Source organism: Rhodoferax mekongensis, from assembly GCF_032191775.1.
GTDB lineage: Bacteria > Pseudomonadota > Gammaproteobacteria > Burkholderiales > Burkholderiaceae_C > Allorhodoferax > Allorhodoferax mekongensis.
Genome location: NZ_CP132507.1, coordinates 3,350,496 through 3,363,984, shown reverse-complemented (window position 1 = coordinate 3,363,984; position 13,489 = coordinate 3,350,496). Strand labels below are relative to the sequence as shown.

At 62.5% G+C, this 13,489-nt stretch carries 14 protein-coding genes; 5 read left to right on the top strand and 9 right to left on the bottom strand.

The window, feature by feature from the left end; all coding sequences use genetic code 11:
* Nucleotides 1-11 precede the first annotated feature (11 nt).
* Together RAN89_RS15965 and RAN89_RS15960 are read right to left on the bottom strand one after the other, a co-directional pair.
* The gene (locus tag RAN89_RS15965) at nucleotides 12-911 is read right to left on the bottom strand and encodes a hypothetical protein (RefSeq protein ID WP_313867225.1); all 900 of its coding nucleotides are present in this window, start codon (nucleotides 909-911) and stop codon (nucleotides 12-14) included.
* 1 nt (nucleotide 912) lies between these two features.
* Entirely contained in the window at nucleotides 913-1,878 is a 966-nt protein-coding gene (locus RAN89_RS15960) for a glutaminase (protein ID WP_313867224.1), read from the bottom strand.
* A 61-nt stretch (nucleotides 1,879-1,939) separates the two neighbouring features.
* On the opposite strand from RAN89_RS15960, the gene RAN89_RS15955 reads away from it, so the two are divergent.
* The gene (locus RAN89_RS15955) at nucleotides 1,940-3,082 is read left to right on the top strand and encodes a DUF2157 domain-containing protein (protein ID WP_313867223.1); all 1,143 of its coding nucleotides are present in this window, start codon (nucleotides 1,940-1,942) and stop codon (nucleotides 3,080-3,082) included.
* A 103-nt stretch (nucleotides 3,083-3,185) separates the two neighbouring features.
* Here RAN89_RS15955 and RAN89_RS15950 read toward each other — a convergent pair whose 3' ends face one another.
* The 7 genes from RAN89_RS15950 to RAN89_RS15920 form a co-directional block, all read right to left on the bottom strand.
* Nucleotides 3,186-4,322 (bottom strand): branched-chain amino acid ABC transporter substrate-binding protein, encoded by a 1,137-nt coding sequence (locus tag RAN89_RS15950; protein ID WP_313867222.1) that lies wholly within the window; start codon nucleotides 4,320-4,322, stop codon nucleotides 3,186-3,188.
* A gap of 269 nt (nucleotides 4,323-4,591) precedes the next feature.
* Nucleotides 4,592-5,182, bottom strand: a complete 591-nt coding sequence (locus tag RAN89_RS15945; protein ID WP_313867221.1) for a hypothetical protein — start codon at nucleotides 5,180-5,182, stop codon at nucleotides 4,592-4,594.
* A 33-nt stretch (nucleotides 5,183-5,215) separates the two neighbouring features.
* A complete protein-coding gene (locus tag RAN89_RS15940) occupies nucleotides 5,216-6,376 on the bottom strand; it encodes a branched-chain amino acid ABC transporter substrate-binding protein (RefSeq protein WP_313867220.1) in 1,161 nt (386 codons plus the stop codon).
* 107 nt (nucleotides 6,377-6,483) lie between these two features.
* On the bottom strand, nucleotides 6,484-7,341 hold the full coding sequence (locus RAN89_RS15935) for a LytR/AlgR family response regulator transcription factor (protein ID WP_313867219.1): 858 nt from the start codon (nucleotides 7,339-7,341) through the stop codon (nucleotides 6,484-6,486).
* A gap of 7 nt (nucleotides 7,342-7,348) precedes the next feature.
* On the bottom strand, nucleotides 7,349-8,407 hold the full coding sequence (locus RAN89_RS15930) for a sensor histidine kinase (protein WP_313867218.1): 1,059 nt from the start codon (nucleotides 8,405-8,407) through the stop codon (nucleotides 7,349-7,351).
* Between the two features lie 21 nt (nucleotides 8,408-8,428).
* Nucleotides 8,429-8,725, bottom strand: a complete 297-nt coding sequence (locus RAN89_RS15925) for a 2TM domain-containing protein (RefSeq protein ID WP_313867217.1) — start codon at nucleotides 8,723-8,725, stop codon at nucleotides 8,429-8,431.
* A gap of 27 nt (nucleotides 8,726-8,752) precedes the next feature.
* Entirely contained in the window at nucleotides 8,753-9,166 is a 414-nt protein-coding gene (locus tag RAN89_RS15920) for a DUF2306 domain-containing protein (protein WP_313867216.1), read from the bottom strand.
* Nucleotides 9,167-9,349: 183 nt separating this feature from the next.
* Between RAN89_RS15920 and RAN89_RS15915 the strand changes: the two genes are divergently transcribed.
* The 4 genes from RAN89_RS15915 (at nucleotide 9,350) to RAN89_RS15900 (ending at nucleotide 13,486) form a co-directional block, all read left to right on the top strand.
* Complete coding sequence (locus RAN89_RS15915; RefSeq protein WP_313867215.1) at nucleotides 9,350-10,636, top strand: efflux RND transporter periplasmic adaptor subunit; 1,287 nt, start codon at nucleotides 9,350-9,352, stop codon at nucleotides 10,634-10,636.
* Between the two features lie 10 nt (nucleotides 10,637-10,646).
* The gene (locus tag RAN89_RS15910; RefSeq protein WP_313867214.1) at nucleotides 10,647-11,339 is read left to right on the top strand and encodes an ABC transporter ATP-binding protein; all 693 of its coding nucleotides are present in this window, start codon (nucleotides 10,647-10,649) and stop codon (nucleotides 11,337-11,339) included.
* Nucleotides 11,336-12,571: an ABC transporter permease gene (locus RAN89_RS15905; RefSeq protein WP_313867213.1), complete on the top strand. Its 1,236-nt coding sequence runs from the start codon at nucleotides 11,336-11,338 to the stop codon at nucleotides 12,569-12,571. Before RAN89_RS15910 ends, RAN89_RS15905 begins: the two co-directional genes overlap by 4 nt.
* Nucleotides 12,572-12,652: 81 nt before the next feature.
* Nucleotides 12,653-13,486, top strand: coding sequence for an undecaprenyl-diphosphate phosphatase (locus tag RAN89_RS15900; RefSeq protein ID WP_313867212.1), 834 nt, complete (start codon nucleotides 12,653-12,655; stop codon nucleotides 13,484-13,486).
* The last annotated feature ends 3 nt before the right edge of the window (nucleotides 13,487-13,489 follow it).

The window sequence follows — 13,489 nt, the reverse complement described above, 5'->3', positions numbered from 1 at the left end:
TCCTTTGCCGCTCAGGGTGAGGGCGGAACAATCTCGCGCACGGAGGGCAGCGCAAAGTCGATGCTGCGGTAGCCGTCCATGCGCAGGGTGGTTTGCCAGCCGCCCCAGTCGGCCAGCGTGTCGTAGTGGCGGCCGGTGCGTTTGCCTTGCACATCGGTGTATTCGCTGAGCAGCTGCCAGCCATTAGCGGGGCGGCCAGCCGAGTCAAAAGGTGCAGTGTCCAGGTAGAGCTGGTTCAGCACCTCGCCGGGCACGCCGGGGCGGCTGTAGCTGATGAGCTTGAGGCCATACCACTGCCCGGGCTGCAAGGCCACGTCCAGCAGGGGGCGCAGCACCACATAGTCGTACAGCGGGTGGGTGAGCTCTTTGGCAAAGCGGGTGATGCCGCTGGGCCCGCCGGGGCCGAAGGTCATCATGGTGCAGGAGGCAGCGTCGCCATCTTTCTCGCTGTGGTGGCCGCCGCGGATCTTGAGGGTGACTTGCGCATTCAGTGGCGTGAGCGGCTCATGCACCCGCACATACACCGTGAACTCCTGGTTGCGCACGTCTTGCGGGCTGCTGAGGTAGCCACGCTGGGTCTTCCAGTTGAACTGTTGTTTGCCGCCGCTGGCAAACAGGTGCAGACGCGCGGTGTAGCCATTGCCGCCGCTGCTGTAGGTGAGCGGGGTGGCAGGCAGATTCCAGTAGCGCAGCCCGCCTTCTTGCGCGGCGGTGGCAGCGGGTTTGTAGTCAAAGCCGAAGCGCTTGTCGGTGTTGGGGTTGCTGCTGCCCAGCGCCAGCGTACTGCCGCCGGGCTGGGCGGGCAGCAGGGCCTGCACGCCATCTGCATCCAAAGCGTTGCCATGTGCGGCTGCGCTTGCGCCCAGCAGGGTGGCTAGCAACAGGGTGGCGATCGCAGGGTGGTGGCGCATGTCAGGTGTGGTTCCAGCCGGTGAGCTGCACCAGGCGCTCCAGCGCAAAGGCACCCAGCACCGAGTTGCCTTTGGCGTCCAGCTCAGGCGCCCAAACGGCAATGGTGCCCACGCCGGGGGCTATGGCCACAATGCCGCCGCCCACCCCGGTTTTGACCGGCAGGCCGATGCGGTAGGCAAAGTCGCCAGCAGCGTCATAGGCGCCGCAGGTGAGCAGCAGGGCATTGACGCGCCGGGCGTCGTCAGCGCTCAAAAACTGTTCGTCGGGCCGGCCGTCGCGTCCCAGGTCGCGCCCGCCATTGGCCAGAAACATGGTGGCTTGGGCGAGCTGGGTGCAGTTCATTTCGGTGGCGCACTGGCGGCAGTAGTTGTCCAGCACCAGCTCGGGCGGGTTGGCAAAGTTGCCGTGGCTTTTCATGAAGTAGGCCATGGCCATGTTGCGGTGGGCCGTGTCGCGCTCGCTTTTGGCCACAGCCGCGTTCCAGCTCAGCTCGGGGTCGTCCGTCAGGCGGCGCAGGGCGCCGAGGAGCGCGTAGTCCAGGTGGGCGTAGCGGGTGGTGAGGATGTCGGTAATCACCAGCGCCCCCGCGTTGATGAAGGGGTTACGCGGAATGCCGTGCTCGGTTTCCAGTTGCACCATGGAGTTAAATGCGGCTCCTGAAGGCTCGCGGCCCACACGCTTCCACACGTCGTCGCCAATGGCTTTGAGGGCCAGCACAAAGGTGAACAGTTTGGTAATGCTTTGCAGCGAGAACGGCGTGTGCGCATCGCCCACTTGGTAGGTGCTGCCATCCACCAGCGCCACGGCCATGCCGAACTGGCGCGGCTGCACCTGGGCCAGTGCCGGTATGTAGTCCGCCACCTTGCCTTGGCCGAAGAGGGCGCGGGCTTCGGTGTCGATAAGGGCTAAGGCCGCTTGCAGCGATTCGGCAGCCGGCAGACCAGTGGTGGTGCGGGGGGTAAGCATGGTTTCATTCTAGAAGCGGCCCTGTGGTACATATGCAGCCAAACGACAGCGGGGATGCGCAATGGACATCAAGGACTTCACCGACACCAGCAATTTGACGTTTGAGCTGCGCCTGCAGGACTTGAAGCAGGCCGCACGCGATGGCCTGATCACCGAGCAGCAAGCCCAAGACTTATGGCAGCGCTGGAGCCAGGGGCAGCATTGGCAGGCCACCCGGCCTGTAGACCCCAATGCGCCCCAGCCCGCTCAGCCGGCCGTGGCGGGCGGCCCGCGTTTCAGCTTTGTGAATGTGCTGTATTACTTTGGCGGCCTGCTGGCCATTGGCGCCATGACGCTGTTCATGACACTGGGCTTCCAGCAGATGGGTCCGACCGCGCTGATGGTGCTGGGAGCTTTGTACCTGTTTGCTGCGCTGAAGGTGGCGGACTATTTCAAGGCGCGCAGCCTGCCGGTGCCTGCCGGTTTGATGGCTACGCTGGCGGTGTTTCTGGTGCCGCTGATTGTGTGGGGCGCACAGCACCTGATGGGCTGGTGGCCACCGGGCGGGCCGGACTCGCTGGCCAGCTACCACACGCGCATTGATTGGCGCTGGATCACACTGGAGTTCGCCACCTTGCTGGCCGGTGTGGTGATGCTGTGGCGCTACCGCTTGCCCTTTATGGTGATGCCGCTGGCGCTCACCCTTTGGTACATGAGCATGGACGTGGCCAACATGCTGCTGTTCGACCACCGCTGGGAATGGGAGTTCATGCGCGACATGTCGCTGGTGTTCGGTATTGGCACCGTGGCGGTAGCAATGTGGGTGGACGTGCGTACCCGTTTGTCCAAGACGGCGGAGTGGCGGCAGGACTTTGCCTTCTGGCTCTACATCTTCGGTACCACCATGTTCTGGTGCGGCCTGAGCCTGAACGACTCTGGCTCTGAGCTGGCCAAGCTGGGCTACTGCGCGCTGAATGTAGTGTTGGTGCTGATGGGCGCGGCCATCGGGCGGCGTGTGTTCACGGTGTATGGCGCCTTCGGGGTGATGTTCTATTTGGGCCACCTGTCGCATGAGGTGTTTCGCGACAGCTTTATGTTCCCGTTTGCACTCACGTTGCTGGGCTTGGGCCTGGTGGCGCTGGGCGTATGGTGGCAGCGCCATGAAAGCGCCATTGCGGCATATTTGAGCCGCTATGTGCCGCAAGGCTTGCAGCCCCGGGCCTGAGAGTTGAATGCCGCATGCAAGCGGCGCACATAAAAAAAGCGCACTGCATGCAGTGCGCTTTTTTGTCGTCTGGCAACTTGCGTTGCCGAGAGACCTGCGGTGATTAGCGGATCACAGCGATGTCAGACAGCTTGCCGCCCTTGACGGTCTTCAGTGTCAAAGCGCCGTTCAGGATGTCGCCCTTGTTGTCAAAGGAGATGGTGCCTGTCACGCCCTTGTAGTCCTTGGTAGCTGCCAAAACAGGCAGGTACTTGGCGGGGTCGGAAGAACCGGCCTTGACCATGGCAGCAACCATGACCTTCACGCCGTCGTACACGTAGGGTGCGTACACTTGAACTTCAGTACCGAACTTGGCCTTGAACTTCTTCTTGAAGTCTTCCATGCCGACCTTTTGCTGGCCTTCCACGCCACCGGCTTCCGCGCAGTAGACTTGGTTGTCAGCAATCGCGTCGCCACCCAACTTCACCAATTCGGTGGAGCAGATGCCGTCGCCGCCCATGAACTTGGCGTTGATGCCCAGGGACTTCATTTGACGCAGCATGGGGCCTGCAACAGCGTCCATACCGCCGAAGAACACGACGTCAGCTTTCTTGCCCTTGATGGTGGTCAGGATAGCGGAGAAGTCAGTTGCCTTGTCGGTGGTGAATTCCTTGGCAACCACGGTGCCGCCGGCAGCTTCAACAGCCTTGGTGAATTCTTGAGCAACGCCTTGGCCGTAAGCAGTACGGTCGTCGATCACGGCGATGGACTTGCCCTTCAATTCCTTGACAGCGTACTTGCCCAGTGTGCCGCCCAATTGAGCGTCGTCAGCCACCAAACGGAAGGCGGTCTTGAAGCCTTGGCGTGTGTACTTGGGGTTGGTAGCGGAAGGAGAAATCTGGGGGATGCCTGCATCGGAGTAGATGCTGGAAGCAGGGATGGTGGTGCCGGAGTTCAAGTGACCGATCACACCAGCAACTTTGGCGTCAGCCAGCTTCTGGGCCACAGCGGTACCTTGCTTGGGGTCAGCTGCGTCGTCTTCAGTCATCAGCTTGATGGTGACTTTCTTGCCACCGATGGTCACGCCAGCTGCGTTGAGTTCTTCCACGGCAAGGATGGCGCCGTTTTCGTTGTCCTTACCCAAGTGGGCGATAGCGCCACTGGTGGGGCCAACGTGAGCGATAGTGACAACCGCGTTTTGTGCGAAGGCCATACCGGTAGACAAGGCGATGGCTGCGGCTGCAACAATTTTCAACTTCATAAAAACTCCAAATTAAAAAAGTGTGAATAAATTTCTCACCGGGGCGAACATTAGCGCAAGTCTTGAAAGGTGAGCATCAGGCTTGTACTGATATGTTACTAGTATTTAAATCTCTAATGGGCCATGAATTAGATTGCTCCCAAAACAGGGATTTCCCCTCTGGAGAAAGTCTTTATTTGGTGCCATGAGAATACAAATGCACAGTTCTAGTGCGTGTAAACCACTAGAAATTGACCCCGGGCAAAACGGGGTGTGCCGGGCAGGAAGGCTCAGTCGAGCAGGGTGCGCGCGAAGGCGTTGATGGCGTCCACATCCGGCGCCAGGGAGGTGAAGTGCAGGCCTTCACGGACCAGGGTGGCACGCAGGCCGCGGTCGACCTCGCGGGCCTGTTCTTCATCCTGGAAGCGGCCGGTGTGCACGTATTTTTTCTCGCCGCGCTCGACCAGGATGTTGATGTTGTTGTGCTGCTTGTACCACTCCAGAATCTGCGCGCGGGTCTTGCCGACATCGCAAATGTTCTCGGGGTAGTGCTCGTTGTAGTAGAGCACCTGGGGCAGTGAGCACTCGGTGATCAGGAACTGCACCTGCCCGTCGAGCAGGTTCAGCATTTCATACTGGCGCTGGGCGATGAAGTACTGGTTTTTCAGCACCTCGAAGTTTTGTTGCCAGACCAGGGACTTGGCGTAGTCGGGAATGGTCTCCACGGTTTTGTTGTGGAGGTTGAGGAACAGGATGATGGCTGCAGAAAACAGCGACTTGTCGCTACCCGGCCCGCCGATGATGTTGATCACCTTGGTGGGGTACATGCGCATCTTGCTCTCGGGCAAGGTGTTGGGCACGGTGGTGTAGCGCAAAGTCATACTGTTCTCCTCAGTGGTCTTTGCCGGGAAGGTTTACCAGCTGTCGGACCGCATTTGGGATTCCCAGAGCCCGCCATTGGCACTGTACACCCCGATCACGCCGTAGCGCTGCTCGCCCTTGTCGTCCCACTTCATGGAGCCGGTTACTGGCGCGTAGCCGTCGATCTTCTTGAGCATGGCCACGATATCTTTGGGCTTGGCCGACTCCGCACGGCGGATGGCAGCAGCCACCACATACATGGCGTCGTAGGTGTAGTGGCCGGCGTAGGCGGGGTCTTTTTTGAACTTGGCGCGGTACTTGTCCAGGAAGGCGGCACCTGCGGTGAACTCGCGCGCGTCCAACACGGGGGAAGTCACGTAGAGGCCCTTGACCACACCAGTGCCTTTGAGCATATCAGTGGTCTTGATGGTGTCGGCCCCCAGGATGATGATCTTGGTGTAGTCAATTTTCTTGAGTGCCTCGATGAGCGCGATGATCTGGAAGTCGCTCACGGTGGACACCAGCACCTGCACGTTTTCTGCCTTGAGCTTGGCCGCGAAATCGTCAAACGCCACGGTCTTGTCGTCGAAGCTTTGTTTGAGGATGATTTCTTTTTTTGCGGCCTTGAGCTGAAGTTCGGCTCCGTCAGCGAGGTCTTTCCCGTAGGGGGTGCCATCATCCTGCAAGGCATAGCGTGTGCCGGTAAATTGCGAGGCAGAGTAGCTGCCAATGGCTTTGGCTTGCAAGGTGTCATTGGCCACCAGTCGGAACGTGGTTTCCAGACCCAGTTGCGTGAACTTGGGGTTGGTGGAAATAGCCAACTGCGGAATATTGGCTGCAGCGTAAATGGGGGCTGCAGCGATGCTGACGCCCGAGTTCAAATGGCCTATCACGACCGCCACGCCCGCGTTCACCAATTCCTGGGCGACTGCTTTGCCGGTTTCTGCATTGGCCTTGTCGTCCACAGCCACGATTTCAAAGGTGACGGTTTTGCCCTTGACCTTGTAGCCTTCCTTGTTGAGTTCTTCCACCGCCAGGGTTACGCCGTTGAGCAAGTCCTGCCCCAGTGCCGCGAGGTTGCCGCTCAGGGGCTGGGCCACGCCGATCTTGATGACGGAGGGGGTGGAGTCGCAGCCTTGCAGCAAAGCGGCAGGGGCGGCAGCGCCCACGGAGAGCAGGCGCAGGGTGTGGCGACGCGAGAGTTTCAATTGCATGGAAGGTGTCCTGGTGAATCGATGGCGCATTGTAGGGACCAATGCCCCGCAACACCCATGCCAGCAGCCACTGGTTTACCCGATGTGTCTGCCTGTGGCCACGCACCTTACATGGCTTTGAAGCGCTGGGCGTAGAGTCGGCTGACGGCGAGTTTGTCGTTCCGGTTGTGCAAACTCAAGGTGAGGCGGCCTGCATCGTCACGGCTGACGGTGTCGATGGCGGTGGCACGCACCACTGTGCCCCGGTGTACTTGCCAGAAGACCTGCGGGTCGAGTTGGGGCAGCAAGTCCTTGAGGGCGGTGCGCAGCAGGTGCTCGCGGTCGCGGGTGAGCACCCGCACGTATTTGTCGGCAGCTTCAAAGTACAGCACCTCTTCAATGGGCACCATGCGGATCTGGCTGCCTGCGCTCACTTGCAGCACCTGCAGCAGGGGTGTTGTGCCACCCGCGTCCGCCGCTTGCGCCGGCATGCCCGTGTGGGCTTGCAGCAGGCCGCGCAGCTGGCTGAGGGCGGCTTCCAGCGCCGGGTCCGTGGCCGGGTTTGCTATGGTTTCAGGAGCTGCCCGCGCAGATTCGGCAAGCGCCAGCTGCAGTTTTGACACAGTTTTTTGCAGGCGCGCAGGCTGCACGGGTTTGAGCAGGTAGTCCACCGCCTGGGCCTCAAAGGCTTGCACGGCGTATTGGTCATAGGCCGTCACAAACACCAGGGCCGGGAAGGGCTGCTGCGGGGCGTGGGCGGGCGGCCACCGATCGGCCAATTCGAGGGCGGCATCCAGTCCGCTTAGGCCCGGCATGCGGATGTCAAAAAACAGCAGTTGCGGCACCAGCTCCAGCGCGGCCTTCACGGCGGAGGCTCCGTCGCCCACGGTGCGCAGCACCTGCAGTTCCGGCCACGCACGTGCCAGCTCGGCTTGTAAGGCTTGGGCCAGCAGGGGTTCGTCTTCTGCGATCAGTGCGGTGGGCATGGTGTGCTTACGCTTTCAAGGGAAAAGTGATGCTGGCGCTCATGCCACCTGCGGGAGCAGCTACCAAAATCATAGCGCCACGCTCGCCGAAGGCGGTGGCCAACCGTTCGCGAACCTGTTGCAGCCCGAAACCGTGGCCGGTGGTATGGGGGGCCGGAGGCAGCAGTTCAGCGGGGTCTGCGCCCATGCCCGTGTCTTCCACATCGAGCTTCAGCACGCCGTCGGACGCGGAGGCGGCAATGCGGATGCTGCCGCCCTCCACCTTGGGCTCCAGCCCATGCTGGATGCTGTTTTCCACCAGCGGCTGCAGCAGCAAGGGGGGCACCGGTTGGGCGCGCAAGGCATCCGGCAGGTCCAGGCTGAATTGCAGGCGCGGACCCATGCGGATGGCCATGAGTTCCAGGTAGTCCTGCAGGCGGGCGAATTCGTCGGCCAGGGTGTGGGTGTTGCCGCCCGAGGGTGCGCGTGAGGCGGACAGCGTGGCGCGCAGGTAGGCAATCATGTGGTCCAGCATGGTCTGGGCCCGTTGCGGGTCTACCGCAATCAGGGCGCGCAGGTTGGCCAAGGTGTTGAACAGCATGTGCGGTTCCAGTTGCGCTTCCAGCAGTTTGAGCTGTGCCTCGCTGGCCTGGCGGCGCGCGACTTCGAGGTTCTGGCGCTCGGCGGCGAGCTGCTCGCGGCTCACAAACACCCAGCTGATCACCCCGCCGGCCACCAGGCTCACAAACAGCATGCCGAAGGCCATGCGCGGGGTTTGCTTCCAGTACTGGAACGAGGTGGTGCCCAGAATCAGGTCGGTCAGCAGGTGGCCGGTGAAGTAGCCCAGCACCACCGCCACCGGCACGATGAACAGCAGACGGTGCACATGCACCTGCCAGTTATCGACCAGGAAATGGTTGAAAACCTCGATGAAGGCCCAGATGCTGATGCCGATGCAGTGCGAATACACCAGGTTCAGGCCGAAGGAATGGTTGTCAAACAGCGTGATGGCAATGGCGATCACGGTGTTGAGCGCCAGGACTTTCAGGCCGCGCAGGACCATCGCGTGGGAAAAAAAGGAAGGCATAGAGCCCGCAGTATGCCGCGCTTACCAGGGGTCGCGCAGGGTTTCGAGGCGCTGGCGTTCGCGCTGCAGCAGGGTGTGAAAGAGGCTGAAGTTCTGCAGGCTCAGGTACACCACCACGCCGTGCACCGCCAGACCCAGGCCCCAACCCATGGTGGGAAACACCGCCCAGTGCTGGCCTTGCAGGGCCGACAAGGCCGCAAGTCCGGCATTGACCAGCACGAACACCAGGGCATGGATGTACCAGCCCATTTTGGCGCCGGCGCGTTTGCGGGCCAGACGGTCGAGTTCAGCAGGGGAGAGGTGGGTGAGTGCGTTCATGGTGTGCTCCTTGAGAGATGTAGTGGGTTACAGGAGGCCGAGCCACTGGCCCCAGACCAGTTGGCCCAGGTAGCGGCCGGGCAGCAGGGCGAAGGCACCTGCGCCTATGCAGGCCCCGAAGTACAGGCCTTGCATGATCTTGTGGTGGCGGCTGATGTCTTTCAGGTACAGCGCGCGGAAAGCCCCGAACAGACCTGCCAGCGTGAGCGGCACGAACAGGTGGATCCAGGTGTAGCCCGCGATGTTGAACTGCAGGTAATCGCGGATGAACAGGGCGCTGAGCGCGGTTGCCAGCATCAAGGTCACCCAGGCATAGCCAGCGGCACGGTGCAGATGAGTGCGCTGCACGCGGCCTTTGCGGGCCCAGAGGGCAACGGGGCCAATGGCCAGTGCGGCCAGCGCGGCGGTCATGTGGATGGCGATAACGGGGGTGAGTTGCATGGCGGGGGCTCCGTGGTCTGGTGGCGTGACTGTGCCGGCAGCACTTCGCCCTGCCCACCGGTTTGCGACGGAATGCAGAGCGGGAGGAGCGAAATGCAGCCGCGTGGCGTGAATGGCAGCCGGAAAAAGGGGGCTCTGCCGGCGTGCCACGTGCGTGCCACAGGGGCTTTCTAGAATCGGAGCATGAATAAACAACGCATAGGAGCCGCCGCTGTCCTGGTGGCTCTGCTGGCCGCCGGCGCTTGGTGGTGGACCCAGCAGTCCGGCACGGGCCGGGTCGAATACCGCACCGCGGCCATCACGCGGGGCAACCTGCAGGCCACGGTGGCCGCCAGTGGTGCTGTCAGCCCGGTGGCGCAGGTGAGTGTGGGCACCCAGGTGAGCGGGCAGATCCGCGACGTGCTGGTGGATTTCAATAGCGAAGTCAAAGCCGGCCAGCTGATCGCCCAGATCGACCCCGAGACCTTTGAATACCGCGTGCGCAGCGCGCAGGCCGATGTCGATGCCGCCCGCGCCGCCGTTCTGACGGCGCAGGCCAACGCGCTGGCCGCGCAAACGCAGGTATCTCGCGCGCAGGTGGACCTGGACGAAGCCCGCCGCGACTTTGATCGCAAGCAAAGCCTGGCGGACAAACAGTTCATCGCCGCCAGCGAGGCCGACAAGGCCCGTGCTTTGGTGAACACCAGCCTGGAGGCCATGAAGAGCGTGCAGGCCCAGGTAGGCGTGGCGCAAGCGCAGGTCAAAACTGCGCAGGCCAATGTGGCCCAGCGCGAGGCCGCGTTGGCGCAGGCACGCATTGACCTGGCCCGTACCCGCATTACGTCCCCCGTGAACGGCATTGTGATCAAGCGCACCATCGAGCGCGGCCAGACGGTGGCCAGCAGCCTGCAGGCGCCTGAGCTGTTTGTGATTGCCCAGAACCTCTCGGACATGCAGGTGGAAGCTGCGATTGACGAGAGCGATGTGGGTCGCCTGCAAACCGGCCAGAAGGCGAGCTTTACGGTGGATGCCTTCCCCGGCCAAACCTTTGAGGGCAGCATCCGCCAGGTGCGCAAGGCGGCCACCAATGTGGCGAATGTGGTGACCTATGTGGCCATCGTCGGCTTCAAAAACGAAGGCGGCAAGTTGCTGCCCGGTATGACGGCCAATGTGCGTGTGATTACCGACCAGCGTGACAAAGCGCTCAAGGTGCCCAACTCCGCTCTGCGCATGCGCATTGAGGGCGTGGACGCCCCGGCAGGCGCGCGTGGGCAAGGCAAGGGCCGCGTCTACACCCTGGGTGCGGATGGCAAACCTCAGGCCGTAGCCGTGCGCATCGGCGTCTCGGATGGCAGCAGCACCGAAGTGCTGGAGGGCGGTGAAGGCGGCCCGGCATTGCCAGAGGGCACCGAGGTGATCACCGGCATCAAGACCGCGGCGGCGGCCAAGGCCGGTGGGACCGGCAGCAATGGCCCGCGTCCGCCGTTCTGAGGCAAAAAGCATGCTGATTTCGGCCCGCGAGCTGACCAAAACCTACGCCATGGGCGACCAGACGGTGCACGCCCTGCGAGGCGTGTCGCTGGACATTGCCGAGGGCGAGATGGTGGCCATCATGGGCACTTCGGGCTCGGGCAAATCGACCTTGATGAACATTTTGGGCTGTCTGGACCAGCCCGGCAGCGGCAGCTATCGGTTGGCCGGCGAAGCCGTGCAGGGCATGGCGCCGGATGCGCTGGCCTCCATCCGCAACCGGCGCATCGGCTTTGTGTTCCAGCAGTTCAACCTGTTGGCCCGTACCAGCGCGCTGGAGAACGTGGAGCTGCCCATGGTGTACGCCGGCATCAAGGCGCCTGAGCGCCACGCCCGCGCGCTGGAAGCGCTACAGCGCGTGGGCCTCGGTGAGCGCGCGCATCACACACCCGCCGAGCTGTCGGGCGGACAGCAGCAGCGCGTGGCGATTGCGCGTGCGCTGGTGAACCGGCCGCAGCTCATCCTGGCCGATGAGCCCACCGGCGCGCTGGACTCTGAGACCAGCGAAGACATCATGCAGCTGCTCACCGACCTCAACCGCCAGGGCATGACCGTGGTGCTGGTGACCCACGAACCTGACATCGCCGCCTGGGCCCGCCGCAAGCTGGTCTTCAAGGACGGCCGCATGGTGGAAGACACGGTGCAGGCGGGGGCTCCGAAATGAATTTTTTTGCCGCATTGCGCAGCGCCTGGCGGTCCCTCGCGGCCAACACCCTGCGCAGCTTTTTGACCATGCTGGGCATCATCATCGGGGTGGCCGCGGTGATCACCATGATTGCGGTGGGCCGGGGTGCGACCGACCGGGTGCAGGAGCAGATGAAGGGGCTGGGCTCCAACATCATGCTGGTGCTGCCCGGTGGCGTGTCACAAGCCGGCGTGCGCCTGGGGGCACAGACCCGCCAGCGACTGACCGAAGAAGACGCTACCGCCATCGGACTCGAAATTCCCGAGGTGCAGGTGGCGGCCCCCACGTCGCGCACCAGCGGGCAATTGGTGTTTGGCAACACCAATTGGAGCTCCACCATCTTCGGGGTGAACAACGACTATCTGGAGGCGCGCGACTGGCCGCTGGCCACCGGCCGCATGTTCGATGCAGGCGAGCTGGCCGGCTCCGCCAAGGTGGCCTGGATAGGCAGCACGGTGGCGCGCGAGCTGTTCGGCGACCAGGATCCGGTGGAACAGGTCATCCGGGTGCGCAACATCCCGATGACGGTGATTGGCGTGTTGGCGCCCAAGGGCCAGAACTCTATGGGGCAGGATCAGGACGACGTGGTCATGGTGCCGCTGGGGACGCTGCGCAACCGTATCTGGGGCGGCGACGCCACGAGCCGGCTCAAGCGCGTGGGCAGCATCAGTGTGAAGGTGCGCGAGGGTCAGGACATGCGGGCGGTGGAAGACAGCATCAAGGACTTGCTGCGCCAGCGCTTCAAGGTGCAGGAAGGCACGGACGATCCCTTCGTGGTGCGCAACCTCACCGAGATCTTGCAGGCGCAGGAGGAGAGCAGCCGCGTCATGACACTCTTGCTGGCGGCAGTGGCGGGCATCAGCCTGGTAATTGGCGGCATTGGAATCATGAACATCATGCTGGTGAGCGTGACCGAGCGCACCCGCGAGATCGGGCTGCGCATGGCAGTGGGTGCGCGGGGGCGCGATATCTTGGCCCAGTTTTTGATTGAAGCCGTGACCTTGAGCCTCTTGGGGGGTGCCATCGGGGTGGCGTTCGGGGCGCTGGCGACCTGGGGTGTGGGACACTTCGCAGGTTGGCAAGTGACCTTGAGCGCCGGCTCGGTGCTGCTGTCCGTGGGCTTCTCGGCGGCGGTGGGCGTGTTTTTCGGCTACTACCCGGCGCGGCGTGCGGCGGGGCTGCTGCCTATCCAGGCGCTGCGCTACGAATAATTGCTATCAAAAGGTGAGCTGCTCGCGCATATTCGATGAGCGATAGCGGCCGATTTGGCTTGTATTTCAGGGAGAGTTGTTTTGGATATTGTGTTGTTGATCAAGGCCGCCATCATGGGTGTGGTGGAGGGGCTGACCGAGTTTTTGCCGATTTCCAGTACCGGCCACCTGATCCTGGCGGGCTCGCTCCTGGGTTTTGACGACGAGAAGGCCAAGGTGTTTGACATTGCCATCCAGACCGGTGCCATCTTTGCCGTGATTCTGGTGTACTGGCAAAAGATCCGTGACACGCTGGTGGCCCTGCCCACCGACAAGGCCGCCCAGCGGTTTGCGCTGAATGTGCTGATCGGTTTCTTCCCCGCTGTCATTCTGGGCCTGCTGTTCGGCAAGGCCATCAAGGCGCACCTGTTTACACCGGCCGTGGTGGCCACCACCTTCATCGTGGGCGGCTTCATCATTCTGTGGGCGGAACGCCGCCAGAGCGCGGGCGGCAATGCCGTGCGGGTGCACAGCGTGGACGACATGACTGTTTTGGACGCCCTCAAGGTGGGTCTGGTGCAGTGCCTGGCCATGATTCCGGGCACCAGCCGCAGTGGCTCCACCATCATCGGGGGCATGCTGCTTGGCTTGTCCCGCAAGGCGGCGACCGATTTTTCGTTCTTTCTCGCGATACCCACCCTGATAGGCGCGGGTGCCTATAGCCTCTACAAAGAGCGCGCGCTGCTGTCGATGGCAGATGCGCCCATGTTCCTTGTGGGGCTGGTGTTTTCGTTTATCAGTGCGTGGCTATGCGTGCGCTGGTTGCTCAAATTCATCTCCACCCACAGCTTTGTGGGTTTTGCGTACTACCGCATCGTGTTCGGGTGCGTGGTGCTGCTCACCGCGTGGACCGGGCTGGTAGTCTGGGCGGAATAAGCC